The organism is Pseudomonas neuropathica (genome assembly GCF_051174785.1).
GTDB lineage: Bacteria > Pseudomonadota > Gammaproteobacteria > Pseudomonadales > Pseudomonadaceae > Aquipseudomonas > Aquipseudomonas neuropathica_A.
Map to the genome: position 1 here is coordinate 1,027,851 of NZ_CP195111.1, position 17,712 is coordinate 1,045,562.

Genomic DNA, 17,712 nt, shown 5'->3' on the forward strand with positions numbered 1-17,712 from the left:
AGAATCGTCTGATTTTCGCCACATCCGGCCGCCTCTACTGTGCCGGCATGCGATTGAAGAATTACCTCCACCAGATCAGCCCGTTCCTGTCGACGCCTCATGCTGCGCGGCGCCTGTTGCGCATATTCGCGTTGGTGTTGCTGGTGGGGATTCTCGGCGGCGTGTACAGCTTTCTGCTGTTCACTTTCAACAACGAGATCTCCCAGCGGCGCAGCTACATGAGCAGCGCTATCGCCGAGGCGCACACCTTTTTCACCACCCGCGAAGCACTGTTGGAAAGCCTCAGTTTGTCGGCGACTCGCCAGACCGCATTGAGCGCGCCGCTGTCCGAAGAAGAGATTCGTCTGCTGCTGGGCCAGACCCCGGGCAAGCAATGGAGCATCTGGCTGACCCAGCGCATGCGCGACTTTCTGCAACTGCGCAAACTGAATTTGCTCTACGTCAGCAGCGGTGCCGACACACAGGTCTGGCGCCTGTACAACACAACGCCGATGGCCGGCGATTTTCCGCGTGCGATGCTTGACCGCCTGGAAACCTTCAAGCGCGACAACACCGATGCCCTGAAAGAAATCTGGCTGACGCACAACGCGCAAGGGCACTCGCAGCTGTACATTTTCATTCGCCTGGATGACCGCGACCTCGATTCCGGCTGGCTCGGTCTGGAAATGGACGACCGTGAAGTCTCCAATGCCTTGAGTGACCACAGCGCCGGCGAGTTCACCATGTTCAACTCGCAAGGGATGCCGCTCTTCAGCAACAGCCACAAGCCGCCACCGGGGCAGCCTCAGCCATTGCTGCGGCAGCAGGATTTCTTCGGTTTCGTCGGTGACGGCTGGCTGCCCGAACAACTGGTTTTGCGCAAACAGCTCAAGTCATCGGACTGGCAACTCACCTACTCCATCGACTTGCTGGCGGTGCTTTGGGCCTTGTGGCCGCAGATGCTCGGCGCGCTGCTGTTCTGTCTGGCGAGCATCAGTCTGGTGTGCCTGCTGACCCGACGCCTGGAACACCGCTTTATCACCCCGACCCTGCACCGGATTCAGGCGCTGGTGGAAAGCGAGTTGTTCAGCCGCGACGTGATCCAGACCGCGCCAGTGGCGCTGTGCGTATTGCGCCGCAGCGATGGCCAGGTGGTGCTGGAAAATACCCTTGCCCAACAATGGCTGGGCACGTGCAGCCAGCAACTGGGCCCCGGCTGGATCCGTGCTGCGTTTGACGAAAAGGCGCCCAGCCTGACCGACTATTTCGACACCGCTGATGGCCGGCACCTGTACCTGAGCTGCGCGCCGACCCGCTACAAAGGCGAAGACGTGTTGCTCTGCGCTTTCAGCGACATCAGCGCGCGCCGGCAAATCGAAGCGGCGCTGGAGCAGGCGCGCCAGTCGGCGGATGCCGCCAATGAAGCGAAAACCCTGTTTCTCGCGACCATGAGTCACGAAATCCGCACGCCGCTGTATGGCGTGCTCGGCACCCTCGAACTGCTCGCCCGCACTCGGCTCGACAGCCAGCAGCAAAGCTATTTGCGCGCGATCGAAGGCTCGTCCGCGACGCTGCTGCAATTGATCTGCGATGTGCTCGATGTGTCGAAAATCGAGGCCGGGCAACTGGCGCTGGAACTGAGCGATTTTTCCATCGTGGCACTGGCGCAGGAGGTGGTGCAGGGATACGCGGCGGCGGCGCAGAGCAAAGGTTTGCAACTGTATGCCTGTTTTGATCCGCAACTGCCCGACAGCCTGATCGGCGATGTCAGCCGGCTGCGGCAGATTCTCAATAATCTGTTGAGCAACGCGGTCAAATTCACCGACTCCGGTCGCGTGGTGTTGCGGGTCAAAGCGTTGTCCCGCGAGGGCGAGCGCGTCTGCGTGCAATGGCAGGTGTCGGACACCGGTCGCGGCATTGCCCACGATGATCAGGCATTTATCTTCGAGCCGTTTTATCAGACCCAAGGCAGTAGCCACGCGGTCGCGGGCACGGGATTGGGCCTGCCGATCTGCCTGCGGCTGACGAATTTGATGAACGGCACGCTGCGCATGGTCAGCGAACCGGGGCTGGGCAGCAGTTTTTCCCTGACTTTGCCGCTGGAGCAACGCGCGGGCAGCGGATTACCCGCAGCAACGCCAAAGCTGACGGGTGAAACCGTTTACGTGGTGTCGCCGGTGCGCGAACTGGCCGAAAGCCTCGCGGGCTGGCTGCGCCGTTGGGGTGCTCGACCGCACCTCGGCGCGCCGGCCAACCCTGCACCAGCCGACGCTGGTGTGTTGCTGGAGCTGTACCCGGCGCCAATGGAGCAACGCAGCGAACTGCACTGGTCAGGACCGCGCGTACTGGCCAGCGGTGATGCTGCCTGTGAGCCGCAATGCACGGGCAGAGGCTGGATGGCGAATCTGAATGATCTGGCCGCGATCCGCCAGGCCGTGCGTCAGGCTCAGGGCGGACAGATCGTTGAGCATCCACAACAGACAGAAACCCAGATGCTGGCGCCATTACACCTGCACATCCTCGTGGCCGAAGACAATGCCATCAACCAGTTGATCCTGCGCGACCAGTTGCAAGAGCTGGGCTGCACGGTGACGTTGGCCAGCGACGGCGAAGAGGCGTTGTCACTGTGGCAGGACGACACCTTCGACGTCGTGCTCAGCGACGTCAACATGCCGCGACTCAACGGCTATGAACTGGCCAAAGCCTTGCGCCGTTTGGGGTGCACCACGCCGATCATCGGCGCCACCGCCAACGCCTTGCGCGGTGAAGAAGCCCTGTGCCTGGCAGCCGGCATGAACCATTGCCTGGTCAAACCTTTTACGCTAAGAGCCTTGTCGATCGTCCTGGCTCCCTACCAACGAGTCGCCGATGAAGTCCTGTAGCCTGCTGATTGTCGAAGATCACCCGTTCCAGCACCTGTACTTGCAGAATCTGTTCAATGAGCTGGGCGTCTTCGATCTGGAGTTTGCCCGGGATGGCGAAGAAGCCTTGCGGTGCCTGAAAAACCGGAAATTCGATCTGGTCCTCACCGATTTGCTGATGCCAGGCATGGACGGCGTGCAGTTCATCCAGGGCCTGGCCGCGCAGTCCTCGCGCCCGGCACTGGCGATCATGAGCGCTGCCTCGCGGCGCATGCTGATGGGCGCGAGCCTGGTGGCGAGCAACCTGCAAGTCAAAGTCATCGGGCTGATTTCCAAACCGGTCAATAGCGCTGCCTTGCGCTGTCTGATCGAGCAGTTGCAGACGCTGCGCCAGGCCGCCCCGGTCGCAACGCAGCCCGGTATTGATCGGCAAAGTATTCTGCACGCCTTGGACAAGGGTGAATTACAGGCCTGGTTCCAACCCAAAAAGGCGCTGGACAATGGCCGCATCGTCGCCGCCGAAGCCTTGGTGCGCTGGGAGCACCCCGCACATGGCACGCTGTTGCCGGGGGCATTTCTACCGGCGCTGATTGCTTACGACCTCGAAGAGCGTCTGCTCTGGCGAATGCTGGAGCAGGCGATTGCCGCGCAAACCGTATGGCGCCAGCAGGGCTATGACATCCCGGTGTCGATCAATCTGCCGACGCACCTGCTTAACAGCCATGATCTGCCCGACCGCATCCTCGCTTTCGTGCTGCAACATGAAGGCCTGCCGGCGCGGATCTGTTTCGAGTTGATGGAATGCTCGGTGCCCGATGACATCAGTAATTTCTACGCCGGCGCCTGCCGCTTGCGGATCAAGGGTTTCGGGTTGTCTCAGGATGATTTCGGCAAGGGCTACAGTTCTTACATGAACCTGGTGTCGGCGCCTTTCACCGAGCTGAAAATCGACCGCGCGCTGGTGCAGGGTTGCAACAGCAACGCCGAACTCGCGCAGGCGCTGACCAGCATTGTCACGTTGGGTCGCCAACTGGGCCTGACGGTGGTCGCCGAAGGCGTGGAAACCGCGCAAGAACTTGCTCTGTTGCGTAAAATCGACTGCACTCAGGTCCAGGGTTTCCTGATCTCCCACGCGGTGTCTTCGGAGCAGTTCCAGCAGTTGCTCAGACATGACGGGCCGGCGAATGTCTGGTGACCCGCAGCATGCGAAGGAGGACCGCCACTGGCCATGGATGTCATCCTTGTCTGCACACTTGACCACTTTCACTGACCGGGCGTTTTGATGTCGCACCCCAATGCCTTTCTGGAAAAACTTGCCAGCAGCTCGCTGCGCCTGAACAAGGGCTTGCTGATTCTCGGTGCGCTAGTCCTGCTGTTGCTGGGCGTCAGTTATCTGGGCGTGCAGCGCATGGTGGATGAACAGCGCGATACCCTGCAGTTCCACTTCGCCCGACTGATGGAAAACATTCGCGAGCAGGAAGCCTTTCTCGACGATATCTCAAGGGCCAGCGCCAAGGGTGAGTACTTTCCCGAAACTGCGACGCCGCCTGTTGTACAAAAGCGCTTGCCCGAAGAAGGACCGAACATTTATGAAGGTCGAGGCCTGGCGTTTTCACTGCCGTTCAGCGTAAAGATCGATCCGGAGCGAATCGCCCCCGACCAGTACCCCAAGGTGTTTGCCCTTGGCAGCTATCTGGCGGCTTATTACAGCGCCTTCTGGGCAGCCTCGCATTACCAGTCGCCGCAGGTGATCCTGCTCAACGGGCCGGACAATTTCGATATCGCCGTGCCCGCTGCCGGCCGTTTGCGTGGTGCAGGGCCGACGCAGATAAGCACCTTCGTCGAGCTCATGACCCGGATGAACATGCAACGGCGCACGCAGACTTCAGCGCAGGTTCACTGGGTGCCCTACGCGTTCGCCGAGGAGGACAACGTTACCCCGACTCTGCTGGCCTACGTGCGGATCAATCTGAGCAAACCAACGCAGGCCATCGAAGGCGCCAACTCCTGGGCGGTAGTCGGCTCGCTGCTGAAACTGTCCCAGGTCAACAACATAGAGCGTTTGATGGCGTGGTCGATTTACGACGACTTCACCTTGATCACGCCCCACGATACCGTGTTGATCGGTGCGCTCAAGCCCGGTCAAGTGCTCAAGGAAGGCGCGAATCTGACTACAGATGGCCTGGTGTTCAAGCTGACCAGTCCCGGTGAACGGCACTGGACGGCGATCTATGTCATCAGTGTGCAGAGCTTTCTCGATTACGCGCTGTGGCCGTTGATGTGCCTTTCGGTCCTTGTACTCGCCCTGCTCGGCAGTGGCCGCGCCCTGAATCGCTGGTACACCCAGCGCGTTATCCTTCCTGCGCAAAGTGCCCACGCGAGCATCGCCGAAAGCGAAGCGTTCAGCCGCGCGGTCATCGACACCGCGCCCACCGGCCTGTGCGTGATCAGCCGCCGCGATCATCATGTGCTGCTGGAGAACCAGCGCGCCCAGCAATGGCACGACACCCGCGAACTGATCAACCTGCTCGACCGACAGACAGCGACCGGCCATGGCCATGCCGAACTGGAGATTGAAGGTCGGCATTTGCATGTCGCCTTCGTCGCCACCCGTTATCAGGGCCAGGACGCCTGGCTATGTGCACTGCACGATGTGACACGGCATGTCGAAGACGCGGCGGCGCTTGAGGTCGCGCGCCAGGCCGCCGATTCGGCCAATCAGGCCAAGAGCCGGTTTCTGGCGACGATGAGCCATGAAATCCGCACGCCGCTGTATGGCGTGCTCGGCACTCTGGAACTGCTCGGTCTGACCACGCTGAACCCGCGTCAACAGGCTTATCTGGATACCATCCAGCGCTCGTCGGCCAGTTTGTTCAAGCTGATCAGCGACGTGCTGGACGTGTCGAAGATCGAGGCCGGGCAAATGAATCTCGAACTTCAGCCGTTCTGTCCGCTGGAGCTGACCGAAGACGTCGTGCGCAGCTACGGCGCGTTTGCCCGTGGCAAAGGGTTGCAGCTGTATGCCTGCATCGATGCGGCACTGCCGGATCAACTGCTCGGTGATGCGCAGCGCATTCGGCAGATCCTCAACAACCTGCTGAGCAACGCGATCAAGTTCACTGACAACGGCCGCGTGGTCATGCGCGTTCGTGTGCTGCAAAGCACTGGCGGTCGCGCGGAGGTGCAGTGGCAGGTCAGCGATTCGGGCGTGGGCATTTCCCGGGCGCAGCAACAGCAGTTGTTCGACCCGTTCTATCAAGTCAACGAAGCCGACAGTCATGCGGGCGCGGGTTTGGGGCTGGCCATTTGCAAGTGGCTGTGTGAGCTGATGCATGGCCAGTTGAACGTGGTCAGCGAACCGGGACTGGGCAGCCGCTTCAACTTTTCGCTCACGCTGGATTGCGCGCCGGGCAGCCTCGCCGATTGCCCATCCTTCATGGCCGGCGGCGCCGCCGTTTATGTACGGGCACCGGTGGCCGAACTGGCGCAGCATCTGAGCGCCTGGCTTAACCGCTTTGGCCTCGATTGTCGTCTGGTGACGCACGAGTTGCCACCGCCTGCAGCGCTGCTGGTGGACCTGGCGCCGCTGGCCAACGCCACAGTCTTCGATGGCCCGCGAATCGTCGCCATTGCGGGCGGTCCCAATCCGGCGCAGGTAAGTGGCAGTGGCTGGCAGGTCGATGCCGACGATGTACGCGCCATTGGCTGGGCGATTGCGCTGGCCCGACACGGCGCCAGTCACCCACGTGTGACTGCGCAGGCGCAAAACAGCCTAGCGCTGAATCTGCGCGTGCTCGTGGCCGAAGACAATACGATCAACGCGGCGATCATCAAGGAACAACTGGAGGCGCTGGGCTGTTCGGTCGTGGTCGCCGCCAATGGCGAACAGGCGCTGGTGCAATGGGCACCCGGACGGTTCGATCTGCTGCTGACCGACGTCAACATGCCGGTCATGAACGGGTACCAACTGGCCGCCGCACTGCGCGAGCAGGATGCGACGCTGCCGATTATCGGCGTTACCGCCAATGCCCTGCGTGAAGAAGGCGAACGTTGCGCCGCCGTCGGCATGAACGCGTGGATGGTCAAGCCGTTGAACCTGACGACGCTGCGCACGCAGCTGCAAAGCCACTGCCAGACAGCGATCGCGCCAGTCGCTGACGCTGCACCGCCCCTCTCACCAAAAATGCGCGAGCTGTTTGTCTCGACCCTGCGCGGCGATGTCCAGACCACCCTCACCGCGCTGGATGCGGCCGACGCCAGCAGCGTCGCACAGCAACTGCACAGCATGGCCGGGGCACTGGGCGCCGTGCGGGTCGAAGCCCTGGCCAGTGCGTTTGTCGAACTGGAATGTCGCCTGACCGGCATGGCGATCACCCCGGCGCTGGCCCTGGAAGTGCGCCAACAGCTGGCGCGTCTGACTGACCTGCTCGACACCCTTGAATAATTTCACTCTGGATAAAGCACCCATGGAAACCTTCAACGTTGTCATCGCCGATGATCATCCCATCGTCCTGCTGGGAGTACGGGAGCTGGTTGAGCGTGACCGACGCTTCAACGTGGTGGGCGAAGCGGTGTGTTCCGATGGTTTGATCGAGTTACTGAAGTCCCAAGCGGTGGACCTGTTGATCACCGATTTCAATATGCCCGGTGACTCGCCTTACGGTGACGGCCTGAAGCTGGTGGAATACGTGACCCGGCATTTTCCCGAGGTGAGGGTGCTGGTCCTGACCATGATTTCCAATCCTCTGATCTTGATCCGCCTGCAGGAACTCGGTGTGCTGGCGGTGATTCAGAAAAGCCAGTTGCACGCTGAAATAGAAGTGGCGCTCAAAGCCATTGCCAAAGGCTCCCGGGTACGCCGTAAAGGACCAGCCCCCACGTCCGTGCTGAACGATGGCGCCGATCTGGATGAACGCTTTTCCCGACTGTCGCCCAAGGAACATGAAATTTTGCGACTGTTCGTTCAAGGCCAGGGCGTTAACGAAATTGCCAGGGGATTGAACAGAAGTGCCAAAACCATCAGTACGCAGAAAATTTCAGCGATGCGCAAACTTGAAGTCAATAGCGATCAAGAGTTACTGGCTTATTGCATCGAACGCAACTTGTTCAAATAAACAACTGTGCACTTTCGCGTAACATCCGCGCATCTAGGAATCGTCTGATGTTCCACCGCGAGCCCGGGTTTTATTGTGTTGCTTTAACCCCACCAATGGAAAAGCAACATGAAAAAACTGTCTCGCACGCTTCTCGCCCTATCGATCTTCGCTGCCGGTAATGTTCTGGCGGCCGATCCGGTTGTACCTACCAAGGCTGGCAGTGGCACCATCAACTTCACCGGCACCATCAACAACGATGCCTGCTCGGTGGAAGGCGCCGGCAAGGACAAAACCATTTCGGTAAATATGGGGGAGGTGTCGATCAAGGACATGGGCACCGCCACCGCACCGAAAGGCAACGGCACGCTGAGCGTCGAGAACTTCGACATGAAGATCAACTGCAACGCCGGGACCAAAGTGGCAATGATCTTTGAACCGACCAAGGGCGCAGGCTCGGGGATCGAAACCGGTACCAAGGTCCTGAAACTGATCGACGGTCTGGGCGCTGCGAAAGGCATCGGCATCGCTTTGCTGGATGCCAACGGCGCTGTGATCGACCTGACTTCGCCGACCACCGCACGCATCGAAAACACCCTGCAGGACAGCAACACCACACTGAAATTCTCTGCGGCCTACGTCACCACCGTTGACCCGAAACTGGCGGTAGCCGGTCGCGGTGATGCGACCCTGCCGTTCACCCTGCAATACGAATAAACCGCGCGATTCAGCGAACACTGTGCGGGGCCTGACGGCCCTGCACTTTCCTTCACTCTGCGCGGAAACTCTTCATGTCTTTACGTTCTTCCCTGTCCCTTTGCGTCGGCCTTCTGGGCCTGTTTGCCGTCGATCAGGCCATGGCCGGTATTTCCTTGAGCAGCACCCGGTTGATTTTCGACGGCAAGCATAAGGAAGCCGGCATCACCGTGCGCAACAACGGTGCAGACGTGTTGATTCAGTCCTGGGTCGATACCGACAGCAACGAAACCGGCACGGTGCCTTTCGCCGTAACCCCGCCGCTGGTGCGCGTCAGTGGTGATGAGCAACAGATTTTGCGGGTTATTTACGAAGGCACCGGCATGCCCACAGACCGAGAGTCGGTGGTGTGGCTGAACGTGCAGGAAATCCCGCAATCGGCAAAAACCGCCAATACCTTGCAGTTGGCGGTGCGTCAGCGCATCAAGGTGTTCTTCCGCCCTGCCGGTTTGAAAAATAATGCCTATCAAGCTCCGACCGAGCTGACCTGGCGCCTGGTCGAGCGCGCCGGCAAACATGTGCTGCTGGTAAAAAATCCGGGGCTGTATCACGTGTCGATCGCCGATATCACCGTGCAATCCGGCGCAACCAGCGAGCATCCCTTTGATTCAATGATGATTGCCCCGGGGGAACAAAAAGAGTTCGAGCTCAAACAACTTCACGCAATCAATGCGCCACGCCTTTTATTCAGCAGCATCAACGACTATGGCGCCCGAGACCGTTATGTCGCGCAACTTTCCAGCAGCGCCGAAGTTAGCGCAAACCTCGATAAAGAATCGCCATAACTCGCGTGCCGCTTTAACAGCCGCACTTTCACTGTATTTCTCTTCGCTCCGTTAGTTCGTATCGGAGGTGATATAGGGTTCCTGAATGTTTCTAATCAAGCGCGATGGCCTGGCGCCGCTTTCGGTTGCCCTGGTGTTCAGCACGACGTGTCTGGCCGACGCCGATGAACAGTTCAATACTTCGTTTCTGCAAGGCGCACCCTCCTCGGTCGATCTGCAGTCGCTGCTCGCCGGCAGTCGCGTACTCCCCGGTACTTACCGGGTCGACCTCTACGGCAACGACATGTTGGTGGGCCGCCGCGATATCGATTTCCACCGTCATCCCGAGCGCAACAAGGTTGAAGCCTGCCTGACCCTGGACATGCTCCAGCAAGTGGGCGTTGACCTCGCGAAGCTGCAGGCTCACGGCAAACTCGGCGAGGTTGACGCGGATACCTGCCTCGACCTGCCCGCGTTGATCGACCACGCCACCGTGCGTTATGACGTGCCGCGCCTGCGTTTGCTGGTCAGCGTGCCGCAAAGCGCCATGGAGCGCGGTCGCCGCGGCTACGTCGATCCGGCGCTGTGGGACGAAGGCGTGCCAGCGGCGTTCATCAACTATCAACTGAGCAGCAATCGCAACAGCACCGATACCGACACCACATTTGCCAATAACATTGGCCTGCGCAATGGCATCAACCTCGGCGGCTGGCGCCTGCGCAACGAATCCAACTTCAACAGCAGCACCGGCCGGCCGAGTACCTTCAAGAGCAACCGCAGCTATCTGCAACATGACGTCACCGCGCTGAAAGGCCAGTTCAGTGCCGGGGATATATTCTCCGACGCCGACCTGTTCGACAGCGTGCGCTATCGCGGCTTGAAACTGGCCTCTGACGACGGCATGCGCGCCGACAGCGAGCGCGGCTATGCACCGGTGATTCGCGGGATTGCGCAATCCAGCGCCACCGTGGAAATTCGCCAGAACAATTACATTCTGTACACCGCCAACGTGCCGCCCGGGCCGTTCGAGATTAGCGACATCTACCCCAGCGGCTCCAACGGCGATCTGGAAATCACCGTAATCGAAGCCGATGGCCGGCGCCGGGTGACCGTGCAGGCTTTTTCAAGCCTGCCGATCATGGTGCGCGAAGGCCAGTTGAAGTACAGCGTTTCGGCGGGCCGCTACAACAGCAACAGCGATGACCAGCAAACGCCGGAATTTATCAGCAGCACTGTGGCTTATGGCGTCAGCAGTAACCTGTCGGCGATTGTCGGCACCCAGGCCACCGAGGATTTTCAGGCGCTGTCGGTCGGTGCCGGTCGCAACACCGCCATCGGCGCGATCTCGCTCGACCTGACTCACTCCAGCAGTCGCACCTTCGGCCAGACGCTCAAGGGCAACAGCCTGCGCGCGCTATACGCCAAGACGTTCACCGGTACTGACACCAACTTCACCCTCGCCGCTTATCGCTATTCGACCGAGGGCTATCGCACCTTGAGCGAACACGTCGAAGAACTGAGCCGTGAGGGTGAGCAGCGCACCGGCAATTCGAAAACCCGCACCGACCTGACCATCAACCAGAGCCTGGGACGCAATCAGGAATTCGGCAGCCTCTACCTCAACGCCTCCGACCAGCGCTACTGGGGACGCGGTGGCTCGCAAACTCTGTCGGCCGGATACAGCAACTATTGGGGCGACGTCAGCTACAACCTCAGCGCTACCTACACCAAGGATGTCGGCAACTATGGCCCGGCGAACAACGACACGTTGCTCAACCTGTCGCTGTCTTTCCCGCTGGGTTCCAAACCCCGAGCGCCGCGCGCTTTTGTCTCGGCCAGCACACAGAAGGACAACAGCAGCACGCAGGTCGGCATCAATGGTTACCTGTCCGAAGACAGCGACACCTATTACTCGGTGCAAGGTGGCAATAGCAACACCGGCGGCAGCACCGGATCGGCCAACCTCAGCACGCGAACGTCAGTGATGGACATCAGCGCCGGTTACAGCCAGGGTCGCGGATACAATTCACAGAGTCTCAATGTTGCCGGTTCGGTCGTCGGCCACGCAGGCGGGATCAACCTGGGGCAGACCGTCGGCGAGACCTTTGCGCTGGCGCAGGTCGACGGGGTCAAAGGTGTGAAGATCGCCAGTTTCTCGGGCGCGAAAACCGCCGGTAATGGCTTTGCCGTGGTATCCAATGCGCAGCCGTATCGGGTCAACTGGATCAGCCTCGACACCCGCGACCTGGGCGGCGACTTTGAAATTGAAAACGCCACCCAGCAAGTGGTGCCGCGCCGCGGGGCCGTGGTGCTGGCACGCTACGCGAGCAAAACCGGACGCCGGGTGCAATTTGCCTTGTTCGATGCGCAGCACCAGCCAATCCCGTTTGGTGCGTCGCTGGAAGATGCCGCGGGCAAGCAACTGGCGATCTCCGACCCGAGCGGCAAGGCTCTGGCGCTGGTCGCGGACGACGCCGGCACCCTGACCATCAACTGGCAAGGCCAGCGTTGTGAGGCACCGTATGCGTTACCTGAACGTGACAAGGCGTTGAACTACGAGCGGGCCTCGCTGGTGTGCCGCCCGCCCCAGTAAATCCAAAGATCAAATCAGCAACGAGCCGGCTCGCGAAGAGGTCGGTAACCTCAGCATCATCGATGAATGAGAAGACGCCTTCGCGAGCAGGCTCGCTCCCTCAGGGGGATTTCGAGCGAATTCAAATCCATGCCTGGCACAGATCGAATGTGGGAGCGAGCCTGCTCGCGAAGGCCGCGCCTCGGTTCAAATAACCAGTTACGGTCTAGAAATCGCGCTTGTAGAAAATATCCAGCGAACTCGCCACACCACTCGCAGCCTCGACATAGACCTTCTTGCTCAGCTTGTAGCGCAGCGCAATGGTGCTGGCCGGTTCAAACACGCCGACGCCATAACGCAAACTGAGCTTCTCGGTAATATTGCCGCTGGCCACCACGCTGGTGGCATCGCCGCTGCCTGCGGTATCGAGCTGGAAGTCCTGAATCCCCAGATCCTTGGCCAGCCCGCTGGTGACCCCGGAACTGCCCATCAAACCGAGCCCCAACGCCGCTTGCGCAAGCATGTTGTTGTCTTCGCCATTGGTGCTCAGCGGACGGCCCAACACCAGATAGGACAGCGCCTGTTCCTGACTCATCGCCGGCTCGGAGAAGATCTGCGTGGTCGGCTGCTCGGCGCTGCCGCTCAGGCGAATGCCGGCAATCACGTCGTCGGTCTGGCGAATCGCTTCGATGTCCAGATACGGCTGATCGAGGGGGCCGGCGAACAACAGCCGCGCACGGCGCACTTGCAGACGCTGGCCGTAGGCGCTGTAGCGGCCGTCGTTGAGCCACAGCTCGCCACGGGTGTCCATGTTGTCGCCGATGTGCACATGACCTTGCACATTGGCGGTCAGGCCAAAACCGGCGAAGGCCAGTTTGTCTTCGCCAACCACCACGTCAATGTCCATTTTCATCGCCAGCGGTGGTTTGCCCTCTTCGGTCTGCGCGCCGACGATGATCGTGTCGTCGGAGACTTTCACCGTTGACGGCGGCAGTTCGCGCACGGTGATTTCGCCTTTGGGCACCTGCACTTTGCCGGCGATTTTCAGCTCGTCACCGGCCATGGAGATCTTCAGATCCGGGGCCACTTCCAGCTTGGCATACGGCTCGACGGTGACCGGCAATTGCGTGCCTTTCAACGCCAGATCGACCACCAGCGCCTGACCCCAGGCAACGTTGCCGTTGAGGCTGCCCTGCCCGCTTTTGCCGCTTTTCCAGCCGCCGTCGAGGCGCACCGACTCGCCGGCAATCAGGGCGGTGAGTTGCAGGTTCTGCAGCTCCATCGGCAACTCAGCGCCGGACACTTCGCCGTCGCTCAGTTGCACGGTGCCGTTGACCAGCGGCGCCAATAGCCCGCCGGAAATCGTTCCGCTGCCATTCAAGCGTCCGGTGAGTTTTTCGACCATCGGTACAAACGGCCGCGCCACCGACAGATCCAGCCCGCTCAGACGGAACGAGCCGCTCAGCGGTTTGTTTTTCGGCAGTGGATTGAGCTGTGCTTGCACCATCAGCTCACCGAGTTTGCCGCCGACGAAATTGAGTTCGGTGTCGACGCGCTTCGGTGTGAGTTTGCTGGTGAGTTTCAGCGTCTGGTAGGGGAAATCCAGCCACTGATCTTTTTCTCGCATGCGCAAGGTACCGCCGCTGGCGTCGATGCTGACCACGCCGTTCGGGCCGCTGGCCGGCAGATCCAGTTGCAGGTCGGCGTTGAGCTTACCCTTCCAGGCAAAGTCTTTGGGCATCCATTGCGCGAGGCTTTCGATCGGGAATTGCTTTAGGTGGTAGCGCAGTTTCGGCTCCGGCATCAGCCGTTGATCTTCACCGCACAGGCTGGCATCGCCGGACATCCAGCAATGCGCGCCGAAGTTGATTTTGCCATCCGCTAGTCGTTCGAGCTTGGCCGGGCTTTGCAGTTTCCAGTCCTGGCCACCGGCCTGAATGTCGCCGCTGGCCAGGCGTCCGCGCCAGTTGCCCTTGTCCAGATTGCCGTCCAGACCGAGGGCCAGCTTCAATTTTGGTCCGATCAGGTCGAGGTTGAGTTTCTGGTTCTTGATGTCGCCTTGAGCGCTGGCGGTCAACACGCCCAGGTTGGTGTCACCCGCCTGAATCCCGCTGCCTTTCAGATCGATCTTCGCCCGTTGCGCGCTGTCGAGAGTCGCATCGAGGTTGAGGCTTTGCAGGCGATTGTCCTGGAACGCCAGTTGCGAACCTTGCAGGTCGAGTTTGCCCTGCGGCGCCTTCAACGTACCGGCCACATTGACCTGACCGGTGACCTGCCCGCGCAGTTGCGGCCAGAGCTGGGCCAGACGCGACAACTTGATTTCGATCTGCCCGGTGAGTTTCTGTTGCAGGCTGCCCTTGCCGTTGATGCTGTTGTCGCCGAGGCGGATTTGCAGGGCGTTGAGGTTCCACTGTTCGCCAGCGCCGTCAGCCTTGGCTTGGAGGATCGCCGGTTGCCCGCGCAGTTTGCCTTTCAAGTCGAGATCGGCGGTGAGGCTAAGGCGTTCGTTCTTCATTTCGCCTTGGCTTTTCAGCGGCCCGGCCAGGGTGCCCGGCAACTCGGCGACCCAGTACGCCGGATTGAGCGCCGACAGCTCCAGCGCAGTATCCCAGGCGATGCCATCGGCGAACTGGACGTTGACGTGACCTTCAGCCTTGCCCTGCCCGGCTTCCATTTTCAACTGCGGCAAAGCGATCTGTTCAAGGCTGCCGCTGAACGGACTGCTGAGGGTGAACGCGCCCGCCGGGCCATCCAGCGCGGCGGCGAAGTTACCGAGGTACTGACCGTCGGTGTAGGAGACTTCACCAGTAAACGTACGCAAGGCGACCTCTGGCTCGTCGATTTCGTTATAGAGCCGGTGCCACGGGAAATCCTGCCAGTTGATGTTGGCTTGCGCGGTAAGGCCTTTGCTCCAGTCGACGCTGCCAGTGAGTTTCAGGCTTTGTTTGTCGTTGGCCGTCAGGTCGAGGCCGGCAATCTGCGCACCGCTGGCGTCGACTTTGCCTTTGAGCAGCAGCGCCACCGGGCCTTTATCGGCGGGCAACGTGGCGTTGCCGTTTAACTGATAACCGTTTTTCAGATCGCCTTCGCCGGTCAACAGCAGTTGATTGAGTTGCAGAGTGTCGGGCAGATCGGCGCTCGGCTTGAACGCGTCGGAAGTGATGCGCACCTTGGCCGGCAGGTTTTCCGCCAGCGGTTGCAATTCGCCGCTCAACTGGCCGTCGAGGTAGCCATGACTGTCGGCATGCAGGTTGAGGGTTTTCAACAGGTCGCCATCAACCTTCAACGCCAGTGTCCACGGCCCAGTGCCCGGCGACGGCAATGTCAGGTCACCGGCGATGTTCAGCGGCCAGTTGCCGGTCGGCGTAAGTGTGCCGGACAGGTTCAGGCTGAGCTTGTCGCGCTGCAATTTCACGCTGTCGATCTGCATGCCCTGCGCGGTCCAGTGCGCCGCCAGTTGCAAGCCCTTGAGCTGTTCGCTGCCGTTGAACAGCAGGCTGCCGACCTGCACGTCGCCCAGTTCGATGGCCACCGGCAATTGCAGATCCGGCAGTTTGATCGGGCCGCTCTCGGTCGTCTCTTCGCTCGGCGGGAATTGCAGAATGACCTGATCTGCCTTGAGCTGTTCGATGCACAGGGTCATGCGCGTCAGGCACAGCGGCGACCAGGCGAAGATTGCCTTGTTCAGTTCGACGCGGCTGCTGTCCTGCTGCCACAGCAGATGATCGGCACTCCATTGCCCACCGAGGCGGCCCTGAAAATTTTCCACGCTCAAGCCCGGCACGAGGCCCAGCACCCAGCGGCTGCCGGCCGCCGTGCCGAGTACGGCGGTGACACTCAATACAATCAACAACACCAGCGCCAACAACGCCAGTGCCGTAATTTTCAAACCACGCTTCACAGCTCAGGCCCCATGGAAAAGTGCAGCCGGATGCCGCCATCGTCGTCGAGTGCGTGGGCCAGATCGAGGCGGATCGGCCCCACCGGCGAGACCCAGCGCACACCAATACCGACCCCGGTCTTGAGGTTCGGCAGTTCGAGTTTGTTGAAGGAGTTGCCCTGATCGACGAAAGTCGCGACGCGCCATTTTTCGGCGATCGAGTATTGATACTCAACGCTGCCGGCGACCATGTAGCGGCCGCCGATCCGGTCACCGTCGGAGTTTTTCGGCGACAGGCTCTGATAGTCGTAACCGCGCACGCTCTGATCGCCACCGGCGAAGAAACGCAGCGACGGCGGAATCGAGTTGTAGCCGTTGGTGGCGCTGCCGCCGACCTGCACGCGACCAAGGAAGCGGTGCTTGTCGAACACCGTGGTCAGGCCTTTGACCAGCGCGGTGCCATATAAAAGGTTGTTGTCCGAGCCAAGGCCTTCCTTGGCCACTTTGCTTTCGAAGCTCAGGCGATAGCCGTTGTGCGGGTCGATGCGGTTGTCGCTTTTCAGGTAGGAATAGCTGATACCGGGCATCAGCAAGGTACTCAGGCCGGAGTCGTCGCCGAGTTCATATTCTTCGCGCTGCCATTTCAGCGAGATCACTCGCTGCCAGCCGCTCGGTAATTTGCTGTGCCATTCCGGGCCGAAGGTCAGCAGTTTGCTGAGCGTGTCGGAACCGTCGATGTCTTCGAATTGATAACCGCCGGCCCAACGCAGTTTGTCGGTCAGTGGCGGGTCGAGCGGGATGTCATAGAACAAGCCGACGTTTTGCCGTGGCGCCGAGAGTTCGGCTTCCCAGCCATAGCTGTCGCCTTGTGGGTTGACCCAGTGGCGGGTCCAGTTGGCTTTGATGCGCGGGCCGACGTCGGTCGAATAACCGAGGCCCAGACCCATGGTGCGCGGCTTGCGCGTGTCGAGTTTGACCTCCACCGGGATCACGTCGTTTTTCGCGGCGGTCGGTGCGGCATCGACGCGTATGCCTTCAAAATAGCCGCTCGATTGCAGATCGCGGTTGAGTTCGGCGATCAGCTCGGAGTCGTACGGCTCGCCTTCCTTGAACGGCACCATGCGTTGCAGCAGGTCTTCGTCGAACGGCGTGTCGCCTTCGAATTTGACTTTGCCCAGCGCATAACGCGGGCCGCTTTCGTAGATCAGTTCGACGTCGGCCACACCGGCGCGTGGGTCGACCATGAGTTTCTGACTGGTGAAATGGCCACTGAAGAAACCGAAGCGCGAGGCCTGATTCTGAATAAGTCTTTTGGCGTCTTCGTAACGGCCATGATTGAGCACCGCGCCGGACTTGAGCACGTCGCTTTTCGGTACACGAAAGGATTTGAGGGAGGCAGCCGGACCGTCAACACGGATGGTGACGTTGCGCAGGCGGATCGGCTCGCCGGGATCGATGTTCAGCACCAGACGCGGTTTTTTGCCGCCCTTGACGTCACTTTCGATCTGCGGCTGGTAGTAGCCCAACGCCTGAGCCGCTTTGCGCGCCTGCTCTTCGGCACCGCGACTGAAGCGCTGCAGGGCTTCTTCGTCACGATCGCCGAGGCTGCCGATATAGCCTTCTATATTGGCCTTGAGTTCATCGTTGGACGGTTTGATCCGCACATCCAATTCACTTTGCGCCAGCGCCGCGCAGCTGGTTAACAGCAGGAGCACGCCACTGGTAAATCTTCCTGGAAACTTCATAGGCGCGGATGCTATCACGGGCTTGGGAGCGTGATAGAACAGGAAATTTCCCAAGAAGTTCG

The 17,712-nt window shown here is 60.4% G+C and carries 9 protein-coding genes; 7 read left to right on the forward strand and 2 right to left on the reverse strand.

The genetic code is table 11. The features are described from left to right. Window positions 1-47: 47 nt before the first annotated feature. The 7 genes from ACRRSD_RS04715 to ACRRSD_RS04745 all read left to right on the forward strand — a co-directional run bounded on the left by ACRRSD_RS04715 (window position 48) and on the right by ACRRSD_RS04745 (window position 12,046). Window positions 48-2,861: an ATP-binding protein gene (locus tag ACRRSD_RS04715; RefSeq protein WP_435037299.1), complete on the forward strand. Its 2,814-nt coding sequence runs from the start codon at window positions 48-50 to the stop codon at window positions 2,859-2,861. Continuing rightward, window positions 2,848-4,035 (forward strand): EAL domain-containing response regulator, encoded by a 1,188-nt coding sequence (locus ACRRSD_RS04720; RefSeq protein WP_435037300.1) that lies wholly within the window; start codon window positions 2,848-2,850, stop codon window positions 4,033-4,035. Before ACRRSD_RS04715 ends, ACRRSD_RS04720 begins: the two co-directional genes overlap by 14 nt. Window positions 4,036-4,122: 87 nt before the next feature. Beyond that, a complete protein-coding gene (locus ACRRSD_RS04725; RefSeq protein ID WP_435037301.1) occupies window positions 4,123-7,284 on the forward strand; it encodes an ATP-binding protein in 3,162 nt (1,053 codons plus the stop codon). A gap of 22 nt (window positions 7,285-7,306) precedes the next feature. Continuing rightward, window positions 7,307-7,954 (forward strand): response regulator, encoded by a 648-nt coding sequence (locus tag ACRRSD_RS04730; protein WP_435037302.1) that lies wholly within the window; start codon window positions 7,307-7,309, stop codon window positions 7,952-7,954. Between the two features lie 108 nt (window positions 7,955-8,062). Beyond that, on the forward strand, window positions 8,063-8,650 hold the full coding sequence (locus ACRRSD_RS04735) for a fimbrial protein (protein ID WP_435037303.1): 588 nt from the start codon (window positions 8,063-8,065) through the stop codon (window positions 8,648-8,650). 74 nt (window positions 8,651-8,724) lie between these two features. Continuing rightward, complete coding sequence (locus ACRRSD_RS04740) at window positions 8,725-9,474, forward strand: fimbrial biogenesis chaperone (RefSeq protein WP_435037304.1); 750 nt, start codon at window positions 8,725-8,727, stop codon at window positions 9,472-9,474. Between the two features lie 85 nt (window positions 9,475-9,559). Further along, on the forward strand, window positions 9,560-12,046 hold the full coding sequence (locus ACRRSD_RS04745; protein WP_435037305.1) for a fimbria/pilus outer membrane usher protein: 2,487 nt from the start codon (window positions 9,560-9,562) through the stop codon (window positions 12,044-12,046). A 205-nt stretch (window positions 12,047-12,251) separates the two neighbouring features. Here ACRRSD_RS04745 and ACRRSD_RS04750 read toward each other — a convergent pair whose 3' ends face one another. Together ACRRSD_RS04750 and ACRRSD_RS04755 are read right to left on the reverse strand one after the other, a co-directional pair. Next, on the reverse strand, window positions 12,252-15,926 hold the full coding sequence (locus tag ACRRSD_RS04750; protein ID WP_435037306.1) for a translocation/assembly module TamB domain-containing protein: 3,675 nt from the start codon (window positions 15,924-15,926) through the stop codon (window positions 12,252-12,254). Next, entirely contained in the window at window positions 15,923-17,650 is a 1,728-nt protein-coding gene (locus tag ACRRSD_RS04755) for an autotransporter assembly complex protein TamA (protein ID WP_435037307.1), read from the reverse strand. The genes ACRRSD_RS04750 and ACRRSD_RS04755 overlap by 4 nt, the downstream gene beginning before the upstream one ends. Window positions 17,651-17,712 lie beyond the last annotated feature (62 nt).